Here is a 15,680-nt window from a genome sequence, read left to right as displayed (position 1 = left end):
TCGACTGCGCGGTGTTGTTCTGGCATTGTCATGAACGTCCATCCGAGGCTCCTGGCTGGCGGTCGCGTGTGTGGTAACCGCAACCTCGCATCCAAGCCTCGGACGGACAACCTCCATAGCAATGACACCTAGTCCATCGATTCCGTTTGTAGTCCCAGAACGTGTAGATCCGTCCCTCAGGATGAAGAGCGCGAAGCGCGTCGGTCCAACTTCGACCGACCAGTTTGCGGAAAGCCGCTCGGCTCTCGGGGTGGACAAGAGCATCGTCGTCCCAGGACTTCGTCGGATAGATGTCGAGTTCAGTTGGCGCAACGTTGAAGTCGCCGGCCAGCACTACCGGTGCACCGCTCTTGCGAAGCCGGGTCGCGTGCCTCTGGAGACGGTCGAGCCAGACGAGCTTGTGATCGAACTTGGGACCGGGCCGCGGATTGCCGTTTGGCGCGTAGATGCTGGCGATGAGGACGCCTGCCACCGCTGCCTCAATGTATCGGCTCGCAGATCGGCGTCGTCGCCTGGAAGCGCGTTGCGCGTCAGAACGGGCTCGGTTCCGCGCGCAAGAATTGCGACGCCGTTCCATGTTCTCTGCCCCAAACAGACCGCGCCGTAGCCGGCCTGCGCCAACGCGGCAGCGGGGAAGTCGCGGTCGAGGCACTTTAGTTCCTGAAGGCAGGCCACATCCGGCCTCCTTGCTTCAAGCCAGGAAAGCAGATTTGGCAGGCGTCGGTTGATATTGTTGATATTGTAGGTCGCGATGAGCATCACCCCTAATGCAATCGCCATCACCAGCGTTCCAGGCGAAGGGGCGGCAGAACTGTTTCATAGCTTGACTGCCACGAGGAACTGCTTGCCGGTTGTCGCATTGTCTTGAAGGTCTTATTCATCAACCACTTCACGGTTCAAAAATTGCCCCTTGACGAATTGCCGATCGAAATCTCGCCGACGCTGCCGCAATCTCTCGCCGCAGCATTTCGGCGGGAAGCTCCCAGATCGATCGAACTGAACGGTGACGTCCCGTGCACGACTATTGCCTCGTATAACGTTCACAAATGCGTCGGCGTCGACGGCCAGTTCGATCCAGCGCGCATTGTCGACGTCATCTGCGAGCTCGATGCCGATGTTGTGGCGCTGCAGGAGGCTGACGAACGTATCGGCGACAGGCGTGGTCTTCTCGACCTTGTCGCCTTGCGAAAGAAGACCGGTCTCATCCCGACACATCCTCAACGGAACGACAGTCATGGGTGGCACGGCAATCTCATCCTCGTCAGACGTGGCGTTGTTCAAGGTTTTCGGCAGGTCAACCTGCCGGGCCTGGAACCTCGCGGAGCCCTCATCGTCGACTTGGAGATTGGCGGTGTGGCGCTGAGGGTTATCGCAGCACACTTCGGGCTGCTGCGTCGGTCGCGGGCGCGGCAGGCACATGCGCTTCTGGAAGCGACCCATCCGGTCATGCAGCCCACAATCCTGCTCGGCGATCTGAATGAATGGCGGGTTCGCAACCGGTCGTCGCTGAATACGCTGTTGCCGCATTTCGGGCCGATCCATGCTGTCCTGCCAAGCTTTCCCTCCCGCTTTCCGTTACTGGCGCTCGATCGCATTCTGGCACGCCCGGCGAGCCTGATATCGCGCATCGAAGTCCATCAAAGCCCGTTGGCGCGGCTGGCCTCCGATCATCTCCCTCTCAAGGCGCAACTTAACCTTTCCGGCGCAACCCGGCCCGCCGCGCAACCGGCAATGCTCTCGCACGTTACCTAGGCTGACACGTGTCATTGGGATCGCATGGACCTGGGCATCACTCAATCCGCCGACGACAGGATCAAGGCTGGCAAAACCGGCCTGCAGCTCATTTCCGACAATTTCGATGCGATGGCGGTTCGTGTGCTTGCTGCTCGCAGCGCGATCCACAGCCTCGATCTGATGTATTACCTCTGGCACGACGATCATTCCGGCCGGGCATTGATGCAGGAGGTTGTGAGCGCGGCCGAACGCGGCGTTCGGGTGCGGATCCTGCTTGACGATATGAACCCCCAGGTAAACGACGCGGCCTATCTCGCACTCAATGCCCACGAGAACATTGAGCTCAAGCTCTTCAACCCCAGCGGAATGAGAAACGGCAGTTGGCTGCGCTATTTCGAGCTTGTTTCCCGCCTGTTTGCGATGACCCGCCGAATGCACCACAAAGCCTGGCTGGTCGATCAGCGTATCGCGATTGTCGGCGGCCGTAACATCGGTGATGCCTATTTCGGTGCCGCGGAGACCAATTTTCGCGATCTTGACTTTCTGCTTCAGGGGGCTGCGGTCCAACAGACGCAAGATATCTTTGAGGACTATTGGAACTGCGCGGCAGCGCGGCGCATCGACACGCTCCATCCCTCAGTGCCGGCCGACCGGCTGGACAGCCTCGCTGCCGGCAGCATTGGCGACGACGACAAGATTTTCGGTAATGTCAGCGCCCGAATGACCATCGATGAGTTCATCTCAATGGGCAGCGGCGTTCATTGGACGGAGAATGCACGCGTCATCTCGGATCCAGCGTGCAAGGTCTTCGGCGACACGCCGGAAAAATGGCTGATAAACGAGTTGTTGCCTATCCTTGCAGGGAGCCGATCGAACCTCGAGATCGTGTCTCCGTATTTCATTCCCGGCCAACCGGGCTTGTCACTGCTGGCTGGGCTGGTCGAGCGTGGTGTTGATGTCTCGGTCCTGACCAACTCGTTGGCCGCAACCGACGTAGCTTTCGTCCACGGTGCCTATGCCAACTATCGGGTTCCTCTTCTCAAGGCCGGGATCAAACTGTTCGAACTGCAGCCTTTCAATGGCGAGAGGAACATCTCGGTCTTTGGTTCGAAGGGGGCCAGCCTCCATACGAAAGCATTCACAGTCGATGGAAGGATGGGCTTTGTCGGCTCGTTCAACTTTGATCCCCGGTCAGTGTCGCTCAATTCCGAGATGGGCGTGCTTTTCGAGGACGAGGGATTGACCGCCGAACTTAACGAACGGATCGACGGCGAGAAGGCCTCGCAAACCAGCTATCGCGTCCTACTTGAAGGCGGTCAACTCTGTTGGCAGGACGATGTCGATGGCAGCACGCACACCTATCGCCACGAGCCTGGCGCCAGCATCTACAGGAAGAGTCTGGCCGGGTTAGTTCGCTACTTGCCGATTGAATCACAGCTGTGACGGCCTGCGTTCGCGAAACTTGGTGGCCACTCACCGAAAGTCCCTCGGCTTCACCGTGATGGTCTCAATGTGAAGGTCGGGGATGTAGATGTCGCGCGCCTTCGGCCCCTTCGGCGGGAGCGTTCGTGGATCGAGGCCGGGGCTCCCGTGATGGAACTCGTCACCTCGACCATGCGGCAGAGGGAAAGCCATATCCCGGCTGCCGACGCTGGCAAGCTCTGCGGACAGATCGGTGAGTTGATGCGCTACCAGATGCACCACCTCGCCCTCGCGCTGGATGCGACCGCGCACGGAGAACACGCTGGCTGCAAGGATGATGCGGCGCTGGCGCTCGAACAGCTTTGGCCAGATTACGAGATTGGCAATGCCGGTCTCGTCTTCGATGGTAATGAACATCACGCCTTTGGCCGAGCCAGGCCGTTGCCGGACAAGGACGAGGCCAGCAGCTTCGATCCATTGGCGGTCGCGGGCGTTCATTGCATCGCGACAAGTGACGATACGGCGGTGCCTCAGATCTAAGCGAAGGAACGAAAGTGGATGGGCACGCAAGGTAAGCCCGACATGCCCATAATCCTCGACCACTTCGCTGCCGGCCGTCATGGGGCGGAGCGCGATTGTTGGCTCAGTGAGTTCGGGGATGTTCTCTTCTGCGCGTCGGGCGGCCGCCTCGAAAAGCGGAAGCGGTTCGTCACGAAGACCCTTGATCTGCCAAAGAGCTTCGCGACGGGAGAGGCCAAGGCTTTCCCGGAAGGCGTCGGCCTCTGCCAGTTGCACCAGTGATGCGACCGGCACGCCAGCGCGGCGCCAGACGTCATCGACAGACGCAAAGGGATGATCAGCGCGTGCGGCAAGCAGCGTCGCGGTATTTGCATTGGACAAGCCGCGCACCATGCGCATGCCGAGCCGGACGGCGAAGGCCTCGTCCTCTAATGGCTCCAACGTGCAGTCCCAGCGCGAGACGTTGATGCAGACCGGTCGGACCTCGACATTGTGATCTCGGGCGTCGCGCACGATCTGGGCCGGGGCGTAGAAGCCCATTGGCTGGGCATTGAGAAGTGCAGCACAGAAGACTTCCGGGTGGTGGCACTTCATCCAGGATGAAGCATAGGCGATCAAGGCGAAAGAGGCCGCGTGGCTTTCCGGGAAGCCATAGCTGCCAAAACCCTCGAGCTGCCGGAACGTGCGCTCGGCAAACTCCAGCTCATATCCATTGTCGACCATGCCCTTGACCAGCTTGTCACGGAAATGGCTGACGCCGCCGGTAAACTTGAAGGTCGCCATGGCGCGGCGTAGCTGATCGGCCTGGCCGGCGGAAAAGCCCGCGCATTCGATGGCGACGCGCATCGCCTGTTCCTGGAACAGCGGGACGCCCAGCGTCTTGCCCAGCACCTTCTCAAGCTCGGGCTTGGGGTAATACACCGCTTCCTTGCCCTCGCGTCTGCGCAGATAGGGATGGACCATGTCGCCCTGGATCGGTCCCGGCCGCACGATCGCAACCTCGACCACCAGGTCGTAGAAGGTCCAAGGCTTCATGCGGGGCAGCATCGACATCTGAGCCCGGCTTTCGATCTGGAAGAGGCCGAGCGTGTCGGCCTTGCGGATCATCGCGTAAGTCGGGCCGTCCTCCGGCGGGATGGTCGACAGGTCATGGGTTACACCCTTGTGCTCGATGAGCAGGTTGAAGGCGCGCTTCATGCAGGAGAGCATGCCCAAGGCCAGGCAATCGACCTTCATGAAGCGCAGCGCGTCGATATCGTCCTTGTCCCACTCGATCACTTGGCGGTCCTTCATCGCCGCCGGCTCGATCGGCACCAGATCGTCCAATCGGTCATTGGTCAGCACGAAACCCCCAGGGTGCTGCGACAGATGTCGGGGTGCGCCCATCAGCTGGCGAGCGAGGTCGAGCGCCAGCCGCAGGCGGCGGTCGCCGAGATTGAGGTTCAGTTCCTCGACATGTTTCGGCTCGACACCTTCTTCCGACCAGCCCCAGACCTGCGAGGACAACATCTTGATCAGATCCTCGGTAAGGCCGAGCGCCTTGCCGACATCGCGTAGCGCGCCCTTGGACCGATAACGGATCACTGTAGAGCAAAGGGCTGCATGATCACGGCCGTAGGTGTCGAACACCCATTGCATGACGATCTCACGCCGCTCGTGCTCGAAGTCGACATCAATGTCCGGCGGTTCGCGGCGTTCCTCGCTGACAAAACGTTCGAACAGCAGATCATTCATAGCCGGATCGATCGCCGTGATGCCCAGCACATAACAGACCGCGGAGTTGGCGGCGGACCCTCGCCCCTGGCAGAGGATGTCGCGCGACCGGGCAAACCGGACGATGGAATTGACCGTCAGAAAGTATGGCGCATAGCCGAGCCTGTCGATTAACGAGAGCTCGTGCCTGAGCGACGACACGACATGGTCAGGCAGTCCTTCGGGATAGCGTGTGGCCGCCCCTTCCCAGGTCAGTTTCTCAAGCGTCTGCTGCGGCGTCAGTGAAGGATCTTCGCGTTCCTCGGGATATTGGTAGGCGAGTTCGTCGAGCGAGAACCGGCAGCGATCGGCGATCTCGACGGTTCGTTCAATCGCTTCGGGGTAGCGCGCGAACAGCCGGTTCATCTCTTCGGGCGGCTTGAGATAACGATCAGCATGGCGCTCGCGTCGCGCGCCGAGATCATCGATCGTGCAGTTGTGCCGGATGCAGGTGACGACATCCTGCAGGATGCGTCGCCCCGGCTCGTGGAATAGCACATCGTTGGTGACGACAGCGGGCACCTTTAACTCGCCCGCGAGGTTGGCCAACTCGTGCAGGCGAAGTTGATCGTTCGGCCGCCGTCGCAGGGTGAGCGCCAGATAGGCCCGATCATCAAATGTCTGACGCATCCGCCGCAGCCACAGCGCACAGTCGTCGTCGGCCTCATCGGGCAGGAAGATCGCTATCAGCCCTTCGGCGTAGGCCGCCACATCTTCCCAGCGCAGATCGCACTTGGCCTTTCCCGCGCGCTTCTTGCCGAGCGAAAGCAGCCGGCACAAGCGCGAATAGGCTGCGCGGCCGGTGGGATAAACGAGGATCGAAACACCTTCCGCGAGATCAAGCCTGCAGCCGACGATCAGCCGGACGCCTGTGGTCTTGGCAGCCTCATGCGCCCTGACGATGCCGGCCAGACTGTTGCAATCGACGATGCCGAGCGCCGACATATCCATGACGGCGGCCTGAGCAAACAACTCCTCACTGGAACTCGCACCGCGAAGGAAGGAAAAATGCGACGTGCACTGGAGTTCGACATATTGGGCGGTGGTCATGCAAAAATGCCGTGCAGAAACCAGCGATGCGAGCCGGTGTCGAGGTTTTCGCCGTCGCCGGCTCGGTAAATCCAGAAGCGCTCGCCGGCATCATCCTCGACCTGGAAGTAGTCGCGGACGGCGGCAAGTTCGGCGTCGCGCTTCCACCATTCGCCAAAGACACGCTCAGGTCCATCGGCACGCCTCACACGCCTCCGGCTGCCCCGCCAGGTGAAGCTTGCCGGTGGATGGTCGGGAAGCAGCGCTACAGCCTCGATCGGCTCCGGTGGCGTCAGCAGCCGTGCCGGGCGCGGCCAGTGATCCGGCCAAGATTCGCCGACTTCCGGTGCGCTGGGAGCCACGCGCTGCACCGAACGCTCCGGGACATCGCTGGGTAGTGGTGCAAAGCGATAGAGCTGACCGTCGCCAAGACGGTTGCTGAGCGTATCGATGAGATCGGAGATGTCGGCCTCCGGCTCGTCGATCAGCCACGAAATCGTCTGCTTCGGCGAAAGCGGTTCCGCCCACGTCGCAGCCAGCCGCATTAACTCGATGCCAAAGCCCGGATCGATCTTTTCGATCTTGTCGCATAGCAGTCTGTTCAGCCGCTTGGGGTCACGCACGGGAAGCGCGGTGCTCACGCGAATTGACTTCATGGTGTTGTCAACACGATGCATCAATAGGTCGAGGCGCTTGGCCCCAAGTCCTCGTGTTTCCAACTCCCCGCAAAGGCCGCCGACCAGCTTGCCGATGTATTTTGCAATGGTCTCGGCCGCGGCGATCGGTTCGCCAAAACTGCGGCGCACTTCGACAATCTCCGCTGGTCGAAGCGGATCGATCGGCTCATTCAGGATGCCCAGCGCCTGGTCCAATCGGCGGCCGAGTTCAGGACCGAAGCGCAGCGTCAATGGTGCTCGTGGCTGCGCGAGCAGATCTCCAACGCGCTCGAAACCGAGCACACGAAGGCCGTCTACAATCGCACCGTCAAGCCGCAGCGCCGCGATTGGTAGCTCTGCGATTGTGGACTGCGTTGCCTCGGCCGACACCACGTTTGTCGGCTGCCCAACAAAGCGCGCAACGGCATGGGCCGCGCCCCAACTCTGGGCGACGGCCACGCGTGCAGAGATGCCCGCATGGTCGAGTCGCTGCATCAGATCGACAAGCAGCGCCTGCTCGCCGCCGTGTAGATGGCTGGCACCGGTGATGTCGATCACCAGCCCATCCAGCCCATCTACAGCCACGATGGGTGAGTAGCGGCGCAGTGCCCACAGCGCCAGCCGATCCAGCGCCTGGGCGTCTTCCTGCGGCCTGGCGTCCTGGACGACTAGCCCAGGCACGAGCGCCTGCGCCTTGGTTGCCGGCATGCCGACGCGAAGTCCCTGGTTGAGTGCAATCGTGTCCGCCGCAAGCACAATGCGCCTGTTGCCGTCCCGTCCGACCAGAACCAACGGCCGGTCAGGCGGCAATGATGCGGCGTCCGATCTTCTTCTGAGGCGATCGGTCGGCCATTGCGGAAGGAAGAGCGAGACGACCCTTGGCATCGCAGGCCTCCACTTCGAAGTCAGCACTCTCGGCACCACGGCAGCGGATCAGTTCAAGCCGCCAGCGGGCGCGACCCACGCCGGGCACCGGCAAAGGACGGGATGGCAGCACCGAGACACGCCATCGCGTTACCGATGCAGTCGACTGCCCGAAATCGGTCGCATCGGCGGGGCGTCTCCATCGCCGAATGGCGAGGCCGATGCCCGATGATGTTTCCGCGGCAAGCTGCAGGCGTCGTGATGCCGTCATCGGCAATCGCGCCAATTCCGCCACGACGGCGCCAAGCCCGGAATGCCGAAGTCCTTCCTCGAAACAGGCGAGAACAGACTTCTCGTCGCCGGCCTCGACGAAGATCACCCGGTCCGGTGAAAGTCCGGCTCGTGCAAGGGCTGGTGCGAACAGGTCTTGCCGCGCTACGCACCACAGCACTTTGCCTTTTGTTCGTGCAGCGATGCCAGCGGCAAATAGCGCCGCGGCTGCCCCGTCGACTGCGCCATTGCCGCCGCCGGCAATCTCGTGCAAAGCGCCATGTGCCAGTCCGCCGGCCGGCAGATGTTGATCGAGATCTGCGAGCCCGAATGGCAGGACATTTCGATTACCCATGCCCCCACCCTCAAGGCTGCGAACACGCTCCTGCAGTGCAGAAATTGTGGCGCGGTCGGGCTTGGTAAGCATGTTGAGGCGGCTTTCGTCGCGTCGTTTGGTGGTATCATTCACCGATTTAGGAACCCATTCCTGACAGAGTCAACAGGCTTTTTGACTCTTTTGTTCCTCTTCCGTTCACTTTGACGGTATGCACACCGGAAGTCAAAAGTGATTGTTGCATCATCCCCACTGGGAGCAATCTCACGCAGCTTTTTTCATCGCGTGCGGCCGGTTCGGTGCCTGAACATCGACGCAGAAAAAGAGTTGACAGTATTACTGCTAATATGGCATTAGAGCCGCCGAACGAGAGATTGGCGATGACTCAAATGACGACACCGATGTCGGCGCGGGCCGAACTGGCTGCGCTCACGCAGGACAGGATCATGCGCGGCGTCGCCGATATTCTGGCCTCGGGCAGCGGTGACGTGACGTTCAAGGCGCTTGCCGTGGTATCGGGAGTGCCGGAGCGCACGATCTATCGCCACTATGCGACCAAGGAAGCGGTGCTGAGCAGTTTTTGGGGCTGGATGAATGAAAGACTTGGTATGCCGGCGCCGCCCCGCTCGGCCCAGGAACTGGTCGAGCAGGTTCCGCTGGTCTTCGGCGCCTTCCAGGCGGGCGAGCCGCTGGTGCGGGCGATGCTGCACGACCCGCATGGGCGGACGGCTCGGCTCGGTAGCGGCGAGGCGCGGCGCGAGAAATTCAGCGAGGCGCTGAAGGACGTCCTGGCCGGACTGGATCTGTCCGAACGGATGCGGCTGCTGGCCAGCGTGCAGGTGCTGTTCTCGGCCGCCGGCTGGGAAACGATGAGGGATTATTGGGACCTGTCTTCGCCCGAGGCCGCCGACGCGGCGCAATGGGCGATCCAGGCCTTGATCGAACACGCAAGAAGCCGTTCCGCGTCCTCCCAGGCCGACGGCGACGCGGCCGTGCCGAGAAATCAGGAGAAGTAACCGATGCTGTATCATGCCTCGTTCAACGTGCGGGAACCTGCAAACGTGGCCCAGGCACTGGCGGAAATGCTCGACGCCACTGCAATCCGCGCGCCGGTTCCGCCGTTTCCGGACGGCTCGTGGTTCGTCTGCTACGGCGACGATAATGGTTCGTTCCTCGAAGTGCTGCCGTGGGGGAACATCCTCGACCCGGACACCCGCTTCGGTATCGGCTTCGACGACGACATGCGGCCCCGCGCCGGCAGCCATGTGCTGGTGCGCACGCCGCACGCCAAGGAAGAGATCAGGGCGAAAGCCGGACGGCTGGGCTGGCGCTGCGAGTTCGTCGATGCGCGGCTGTTCGAGGTGGTGAAGGTATGGGTCGAGAACGCCGTTCTCGTCGAATTCCTGCCGCCCGAGTTCTTGCCCGCCTATGTCTCGACCTTCGGGACCGAGGGGATCGGTTCGCTCGACGCAAAGCTGCGCGCCATGGAAGTTTAGACAACAGCGATGTTCGCTCCGGCGAGTTGAGGAACAGCCGACAGCAAGACGCAACAAGCCCTTGAGCAAATTTTCATCCGGCCGGCAACGGCCGGCGGGGTCGGCTGTGCGCCGCGCGACGCCGGCAACACCGGCAACGCGAGGGAATGCCCTCCGCATACCGTGGACAACATTGAGGCAAGCGGGCGCGGCAGACGCCGATCGCCCGCCTTTACCGAAAGGGCCGGATGGAATTCCGGCAGGTGACGAGATGATTGCACCCGTCGAACCGGCACCCTGACGGGTGTCCGGCGTCAAAGGCGACCTGCCCGGCGCAAAACTCCGAACAACAACAAACTGCCAATCCAACTGGAACTCACCCGCCGCCGGCATGGCCGGACGGTGAACACCGCCGCTTTGCCGGCGATCAACCCGCCGCATGTGCGGCAGATCAAACTTTTGGAAGGAACATCATCATGCCAGTCATTAATGGCGACGAAGGCAATAACACCCTGTTCGGCAATGAAAATGCCGACACTCTCAACGGCTTGGGCGGCAACGACACGCTGCGCGGTCTCGGGGGTGCCGACGCGCTAGACGGGGGCGAAGGCTCCGACACTGCTGAATACTCCGATTCCCCCTCGGCCGTGTTCGTCGACCGGATTCTGGGCACCGCCGAGGGCGGAGACGCCCAAAGTGACGGTTTCACCTCGGTCGAAAACTTCGTCGGCTCGACCTTCGACGACGGCTTTATCGGCGACAACGGCGCCAACACCATCAATGGACTTGCGGGCGGCGACACCATCTTCGGCAATGGCGGAAACGACATCCTCATCGGCGGCAGGGGCGGCGACTTCCTCGCCGGAGGCGACGGCATCGACACGGCCGTCTACGACAGCTCCGATGCGGGCGTCGTCATCGATCTCTTGAACGGGGCCGCAGGCGGAGGCGACGCGAACGGCGACATCATTGGCGGCTTCGAGAATCTCAGAGGATCGGCTTTCGGCGACACGCTCACCGGTGACAATGGCGACAACCGCATCGAAGGCGGCGAAGGCGACGACATCATAGCCGGACTCGGTGGAAATGACATTCTTGTTGGCGGCTCCGGCCTGGACAGCCTGTCAGGCGGCGACAACAACGACTTCCTGATCGGTGGCGCCGGTTCCGATCTGCTGAGCGGCGGCGCCGGCATCGACGCGGCCGATTATTCCGGTTCGGGCGCCGGGGTGACCGCCAAACTTACCGGCGGCCTCGGCGATAGCGGTTTCGGCGCGGGCGGCGATGCCGATGGCGACTTTCTTGGCGGTATCGAGAACCTCCAGGGCTCTGGCCACGCCGACACGCTTGAGGGCGATGCGCTGGGCAACGCCATGAACGGTCTCAATGGAGACGATACATTGCGCGGCCTTTCCGGCGACGACATCCTCGCCGGCCAGGCGGGCGCGGATACGATCGACGGTGGCGACGGTATCGACACCGCGGCCTACGATTCGTCCGGGGGCGCTGTCGGCATTTCGTTGCTGCTCGGCACGACGGAGGGCGGCGACGCCAAGGGCGACACCTTGATCAATATCGAGAACGTCGACGGTTCCGGTTTCGGCGACGTCATTGATGGCAACGATGTCGACAATCGCCTCCGCGGGCTGAATGGCTCCGACGAACTTAAGGGTTTTAGTGGCAACGATCGGCTCGAGGGGGGCAACGGCGTCGACCGGCTCAGTGGCGGCGACGACGACGATCTCCTGATCGGCGGCGCGGATGGCGACGATCTGTTCGGTGAGGACGACAACGACATCCTGGTCGGTGGCGCCGGCGCGGATCGATTGGACGGCGGAGAGGGCATCGACATCGCCGACTACTCCGGGTCGTCGGCGAATGTGCAGGTTTCGCTCCGCCTCAACAGCGGCAAAGGCGGCGACGCGCAGGGCGACACCTTCGCCAACATCGAGCAGGTGGCCGGCGGCGCATTCGACGACGACCTAGAAGGCGATGACGCGGCCAACAAGCTGTTCGGCAACGCCGGCAACGACATTCTTGTCGGCGGCGGTGGCAGCGACACGCTCAACGGCGGAGCCGGTAGAGATACGCTGGGCGGCGGCGAAGGCAATGATCTTTATACCGTGACCGCAACCGACAGCATCATCGAAGGGGTCGGCGAAGGCACGGCCGACCGCGCAGCGGCGCTGGAGAGCTTCACCCTGGGCGGTGGCGACAATATCGAGCAATTGTCGACGACGGACACGAACGGCTTTTCAGACATCGACCTCACCGGCAACACGCTGAAGCAGGAGATTCTTGGCAATGCCGGCTTCAACGTCCTGCACACCGGCGGCGGTGCCGCCGACGTGATGAAGGGGCTGGGCGGCAACGACATCTACCGGGTGTTTAACTCCGGCGACGTCGTCGTCGAAACCGCCGGCAACGGCTTCGACCTGGTGCTCGCCGCGGTGGACTACAAGCTCGGGGCCGGCGCCGAAGTCGAGCAATTGTTCACCAACGGCTCGACCGGAACGTCCGCCATCGACCTGACCGGCAATGCATTTGCTCAGGAAATCTTCGGTAATGCCGGGGCGAATATCCTTCACGACGGCGGGGCTGGCGCGGCGGACGCCATGCGCGGTTTTGGCGGCAACGATACCTACCGGGTGTTCAACTCTGGAGATGCGATTGTAGAGAGCACCTCGCAGGGCACTGCCGACAAGGTGGTGGCGGCTGTCGACTACAGGCTCGGCACCGGCGTCGATATCGAGATCCTGCAGACCAACGGCTCGACCGGCACCTCGGCGATCGATCTCACCGGCAACGAGTTCGGCCAGCAGATCACCGGCAATGCCGGCGCCAATCGCATCGAAGGCAAGGGAGGCATCGACACGCTGCGGGGTGGCAGCGGCGCGGATACCTTCGTATTCGCCTCGACGCTCGGCGCGGCCAATGTCGACAAGATCCTTGACTTCAGCGTGGCGGCGGACCGGATGCTCCTGTCCGACGCTATCTTCACCGCGCTCGACACCGGCACTCTGTCGGCGGCGGCGTTCCGCGCCAACAACACCGGCCTGGCGCAGGACGCTTCCGACCGCATCATCTACGAGCGTGACAGTGGAAAGCTGTTCTACGACGCCGATGGTGTCGGTGGTTCGGCCGGTATCCACTTCGCCACGCTGACCGTCGGACTGGCGCTCACCAACGCCGACTTCTCGGTGGCGTGAGTTGCTGAGGAGTTCGGCTTCTCTCGTCCGCGAATGGACGAGAGGGTCCGGGCGGGGCGCCGAAAATCGCCCCGCCGAACGCCGGAGGCGCGCCATGTTCTGGATAGCAACAATCGGCTTCGCCGGCAGCGGCTTTGCCATCCTCACCTACTGGATGCGCGACATGTTTTGGCTGCGCATCGTTGCCATGCTGAGCTGCGTCTTCTTCATCGCCTATGCCGCGATGATCGGGAGCTATCCGCTCATCCTCATGGAACTCACCCTGTTGCCGATCAACGCTTACCGGCTGCTCGAACTGCAGCCGCAACGCCGCCTGCGCATGACGCACTTCCGGCGCCGGCCTGTCGTCGAATGAGTGGCAGTCTCGTGTCACCGCATATGCTCCTACCAACCGAACAAAAGGAATTGTCGACATGCCTGTCATGATGATCTCGGAAACCGAAAACCAGACAGAGGAGGGCTACAACAGCCTGCTTGGCAAGGTGAGCGACCCGCTAAAGCAGGCGCCGGGCTTCGTCCTCCATATGTCGCACGCCACGCCTCAGGGCTGGCGCGTCATCGAGGTGTGGGAATCCAGGGACCATGCCGCCGCCTTCTTCGCGGCGCACATTGCACCAAAGCTGCCTGCCGGCCTCAGACCCAAGCTTACGTTCCAGCCGCTGCACGACATTGTCCACCCTGAATGGCCGTAGCGCCCGGCTTCCAGCACAGTGACAAGTGACCGAGAGATGAACATCCTGGCACCGAGACACGATCAGGCCGCCGCGATTCGCCCTGCGGACCGGTCGGAGATCACCGAAATCTCCTCGCTGATCGCCGCCGCCTTCGAGCCGTTTCGCAGCCATGCACCGGCCGAAGCGCTTCGACTCTACATCGAGAACTCGCGCAGCATTGACGAGCGTTGGGACCATGGCCAGGTGCTGGTCCTGGACCACAATGGCCGCATCGTCGCCACCGTCACCTACTATGCCGATGCCATGCTGGATGGCCCCGGCTGGCAGCATGGTTTCGCCGGGTTCCGCACGCTTGCGGTGCATCCGCGGGCGCGCAGCCACGGCTTCTGCCGCCGACTGGTCGACCGCTGCATCGACAACGCCCGCCGCGACGGCGCCAAGGCCGTCGGCATCCATTCCGCCGCCTTCATGGAACGGGCCTGCGGCATGTATGAACGCGCCGGCTTCGTGCGATGCCCGAAATACGACATCTACGCTTCCAGCATCCTGGGCTTCGACCGCAGCCTCGGCGACGAGTTGGTCATCGCATATGAACTGCCGCTGATGGTTAGCTGATCCGCCAACACAATTCTTGGCAACCGTGTCGTCCGAGAACAACTGGGTCGAGCGCTGGTGACCTCAAGCACACTCCAGCCATCTACGATCGACAATCTTCCGCCAAATCTCGTTCGACTGTCAGCTTGGCGGATGCGGCAAAGATTTGCCGTCTATCCGACACGCCACCGACGCGTTCGGCGACCACTCGAACCTGGCGGGCAGCCAACGATGTTCGGGGTGCTATGCCGTGTTGCGCTTCGTCCCTCGATCCGATCTTGGCCGGCACTCCCATTGCCTGGTGAAGAGCTAAGTTTCGGTGGCGGCGCGGCAACATTAGTCAGTCCCCGCTCAGCAAGCCGACCAACCATTCGATGCCCGGATCCCGCATTGCAACCTGCTGCGTGACGATATTCAGCGTAAACGTTCCGAGCGGCAACGGCGGTTCGATCGCCACCACACCGAAGCGCGCTGCATGCATTTCAACGAAGCGCCTCGGCAGTGCCGATATCAAATCGGTGCCTGCCAGCACGGCAAGCGCGAACATGAAATTCGGAACCGTCAAAGCGACACGTCGAGAGAGCCCTTGCTCCGACAGGATATTGTCGACGAAGCCGTGCGGGTCGCCGGTTTGCGAAACAACAAGATGCTGCATCGCGCAGTAATTCGACAGGCTCGGATCGGCCGCGAACGGGTGTCCTGCGCGCGCTGCGACAATGAAGTCTTCCTGATAGAGCGGGTGGCAGGCGAAGCGGGCCGGAAATTCCTCATTGGGAACGATCGCCGCATCCATCACGCGCGCCTCAAGATTGGCCAACGCATCCTTCCAGGCGATAACGGGCGATGTCTCGCCCTGCCGGGGCAGCAACTGCCGAATGCCGATGGCGATGCCCGGGGCTGTGCGCGACAACTTTTCCATTAACGGCGGCAGGAAGACGGCCGAGACACCGTCAGGCGATCCGATGGTGAAGCGCCGTGTCGAGGTCGCTGGGTCGAACGGCTGTGCCGTGGCGACGACACTTCTGACACGTGACAGGATATCCGCAACCGCATCTCCAAGTTCTTCCGCGCGCTGGGTCGGGACGACACCCTTCGGGGTCTTCAGAAAAAGCGGGTCTGCCAGCAGCAGGCGCAGGCGGCCGAGACCA

12 protein-coding genes and 1 pseudogene are annotated in these 15,680 nt (G+C 62.2%); 8 read left to right on the top strand and 5 right to left on the bottom strand.

The window, feature by feature from the left end:
• Positions 1-127 precede the first annotated feature (127 nt).
• Positions 128-759: pseudogene (locus ACH196_RS36175) on the bottom strand (exodeoxyribonuclease III); the annotation flags it as partial.
• Between the two features lie 159 nt (positions 760-918).
• Between ACH196_RS36175 and ACH196_RS36170 the strand changes: the two are divergent.
• Positions 919-1,752, top strand: coding sequence for an endonuclease/exonuclease/phosphatase family protein (locus tag ACH196_RS36170; RefSeq protein ID WP_396651659.1), 834 nt, complete (start codon positions 919-921; stop codon positions 1,750-1,752).
• Positions 1,753-1,776: 24 nt separating this feature from the next.
• Positions 1,777-3,177 carry a phospholipase D family protein gene (locus tag ACH196_RS36165; protein WP_396651658.1) on the top strand — a complete coding sequence of 467 codons (1,401 nt, stop codon included), beginning with the start codon at positions 1,777-1,779 and terminating at the stop codon, positions 3,175-3,177.
• 30 nt (positions 3,178-3,207) lie between these two features.
• Here the strand turns inward: ACH196_RS36165 and ACH196_RS36160 are convergent, their stop codons facing one another.
• The 3 genes from ACH196_RS36160 to ACH196_RS36150 are packed head-to-tail and all read right to left on the bottom strand — an operon-like array spanning position 3,208 to position 8,673.
• A complete protein-coding gene (locus tag ACH196_RS36160) occupies positions 3,208-6,477 on the bottom strand; it encodes an error-prone DNA polymerase (protein WP_396651657.1) in 3,270 nt (1,089 codons plus the stop codon).
• The gene (locus ACH196_RS36155; protein WP_396651656.1) at positions 6,474-7,997 is read right to left on the bottom strand and encodes a Y-family DNA polymerase; all 1,524 of its coding nucleotides are present in this window, start codon (positions 7,995-7,997) and stop codon (positions 6,474-6,476) included. The genes ACH196_RS36160 and ACH196_RS36155 overlap by 4 nt, the downstream gene beginning before the upstream one ends.
• On the bottom strand, positions 7,912-8,673 hold the full coding sequence (locus ACH196_RS36150) for an ImuA family protein (protein WP_396651655.1): 762 nt from the start codon (positions 8,671-8,673) through the stop codon (positions 7,912-7,914). Before ACH196_RS36150 ends, ACH196_RS36155 begins: the two co-directional genes overlap by 86 nt.
• A gap of 296 nt (positions 8,674-8,969) precedes the next feature.
• Between ACH196_RS36150 and ACH196_RS36145 the strand changes: the two genes are divergently transcribed.
• The 6 genes from ACH196_RS36145 to ACH196_RS36120 all read left to right on the top strand — a co-directional run bounded on the left by ACH196_RS36145 (position 8,970) and on the right by ACH196_RS36120 (position 14,553).
• Positions 8,970-9,596 carry a hypothetical protein gene (locus ACH196_RS36145; RefSeq protein ID WP_396651654.1) on the top strand — a complete coding sequence of 209 codons (627 nt, stop codon included), beginning with the start codon at positions 8,970-8,972 and terminating at the stop codon, positions 9,594-9,596.
• A 3-nt stretch (positions 9,597-9,599) separates the two neighbouring features.
• Positions 9,600-10,076, top strand: a complete 477-nt coding sequence (locus ACH196_RS36140; protein WP_396651653.1) for a hypothetical protein — start codon at positions 9,600-9,602, stop codon at positions 10,074-10,076.
• 455 nt (positions 10,077-10,531) lie between these two features.
• Entirely contained in the window at positions 10,532-13,264 is a 2,733-nt protein-coding gene (locus ACH196_RS36135; RefSeq protein ID WP_396651652.1) for a beta strand repeat-containing protein, read from the top strand.
• Positions 13,265-13,358: 94 nt separating this feature from the next.
• Positions 13,359-13,619: a YgjV family protein gene (locus ACH196_RS36130; RefSeq protein ID WP_396651651.1), complete on the top strand. Its 261-nt coding sequence runs from the start codon at positions 13,359-13,361 to the stop codon at positions 13,617-13,619.
• Between the two features lie 58 nt (positions 13,620-13,677).
• A complete protein-coding gene (locus ACH196_RS36125; protein ID WP_396651650.1) occupies positions 13,678-13,956 on the top strand; it encodes a hypothetical protein in 279 nt (92 codons plus the stop codon).
• A 36-nt stretch (positions 13,957-13,992) separates the two neighbouring features.
• Positions 13,993-14,553 carry a GNAT family N-acetyltransferase gene (locus tag ACH196_RS36120; protein WP_396651649.1) on the top strand — a complete coding sequence of 187 codons (561 nt, stop codon included), beginning with the start codon at positions 13,993-13,995 and terminating at the stop codon, positions 14,551-14,553.
• Positions 14,554-14,872: 319 nt separating this feature from the next.
• Here ACH196_RS36120 and ACH196_RS36115 read toward each other — a convergent pair whose 3' ends face one another.
• Positions 14,873-15,568: a LysR substrate-binding domain-containing protein gene (locus tag ACH196_RS36115; RefSeq protein WP_396651660.1), complete on the bottom strand. Its 696-nt coding sequence runs from the start codon at positions 15,566-15,568 to the stop codon at positions 14,873-14,875.
• Positions 15,569-15,680 lie beyond the last annotated feature (112 nt).

Source organism: Mesorhizobium sp. IMUNJ 23232 (assembly GCF_044326205.1).
GTDB lineage: Bacteria > Pseudomonadota > Alphaproteobacteria > Rhizobiales > Rhizobiaceae > Kumtagia.
The sequence above is the reverse complement of the archived record's forward strand: the minus strand, read 5'-3'. Positions and strand labels throughout refer to the sequence as shown.

What these genes read in the sequence shown, in the direction of transcription:
- ACH196_RS36165 (WP_396651658.1), top strand. Translation starts at nt 1,777, where the DNA reads ATGGACCTGGGCATCACTCAATCCGCCGACGACAGGATCAAGGCTGGC.
- ACH196_RS36160 (WP_396651657.1), bottom strand. Translation starts at nt 6,477, where the DNA reads ATGACCACCGCCCAATATGTCGAACTCCAGTGCACGTCGCATTTTTCC.
- ACH196_RS36155 (WP_396651656.1), bottom strand. Translation starts at nt 7,997, where the DNA reads ATGCCAAGGGTCGTCTCGCTCTTCCTTCCGCAATGGCCGACCGATCGC.
- ACH196_RS36150 (WP_396651655.1), bottom strand. Translation starts at nt 8,673, where the DNA reads ATGCTTACCAAGCCCGACCGCGCCACAATTTCTGCACTGCAGGAGCGT.
- ACH196_RS36145 (WP_396651654.1), top strand. Translation starts at nt 8,970, where the DNA reads ATGACGACACCGATGTCGGCGCGGGCCGAACTGGCTGCGCTCACGCAG.
- ACH196_RS36140 (WP_396651653.1), top strand. Translation starts at nt 9,600, where the DNA reads ATGCTGTATCATGCCTCGTTCAACGTGCGGGAACCTGCAAACGTGGCC.
- ACH196_RS36135 (WP_396651652.1), top strand. Translation starts at nt 10,532, where the DNA reads ATGCCAGTCATTAATGGCGACGAAGGCAATAACACCCTGTTCGGCAAT.
- ACH196_RS36130 (WP_396651651.1), top strand. Translation starts at nt 13,359, where the DNA reads ATGTTCTGGATAGCAACAATCGGCTTCGCCGGCAGCGGCTTTGCCATC.
- ACH196_RS36125 (WP_396651650.1), top strand. Translation starts at nt 13,678, where the DNA reads ATGCCTGTCATGATGATCTCGGAAACCGAAAACCAGACAGAGGAGGGC.
- ACH196_RS36120 (WP_396651649.1), top strand. Translation starts at nt 13,993, where the DNA reads ATGAACATCCTGGCACCGAGACACGATCAGGCCGCCGCGATTCGCCCT.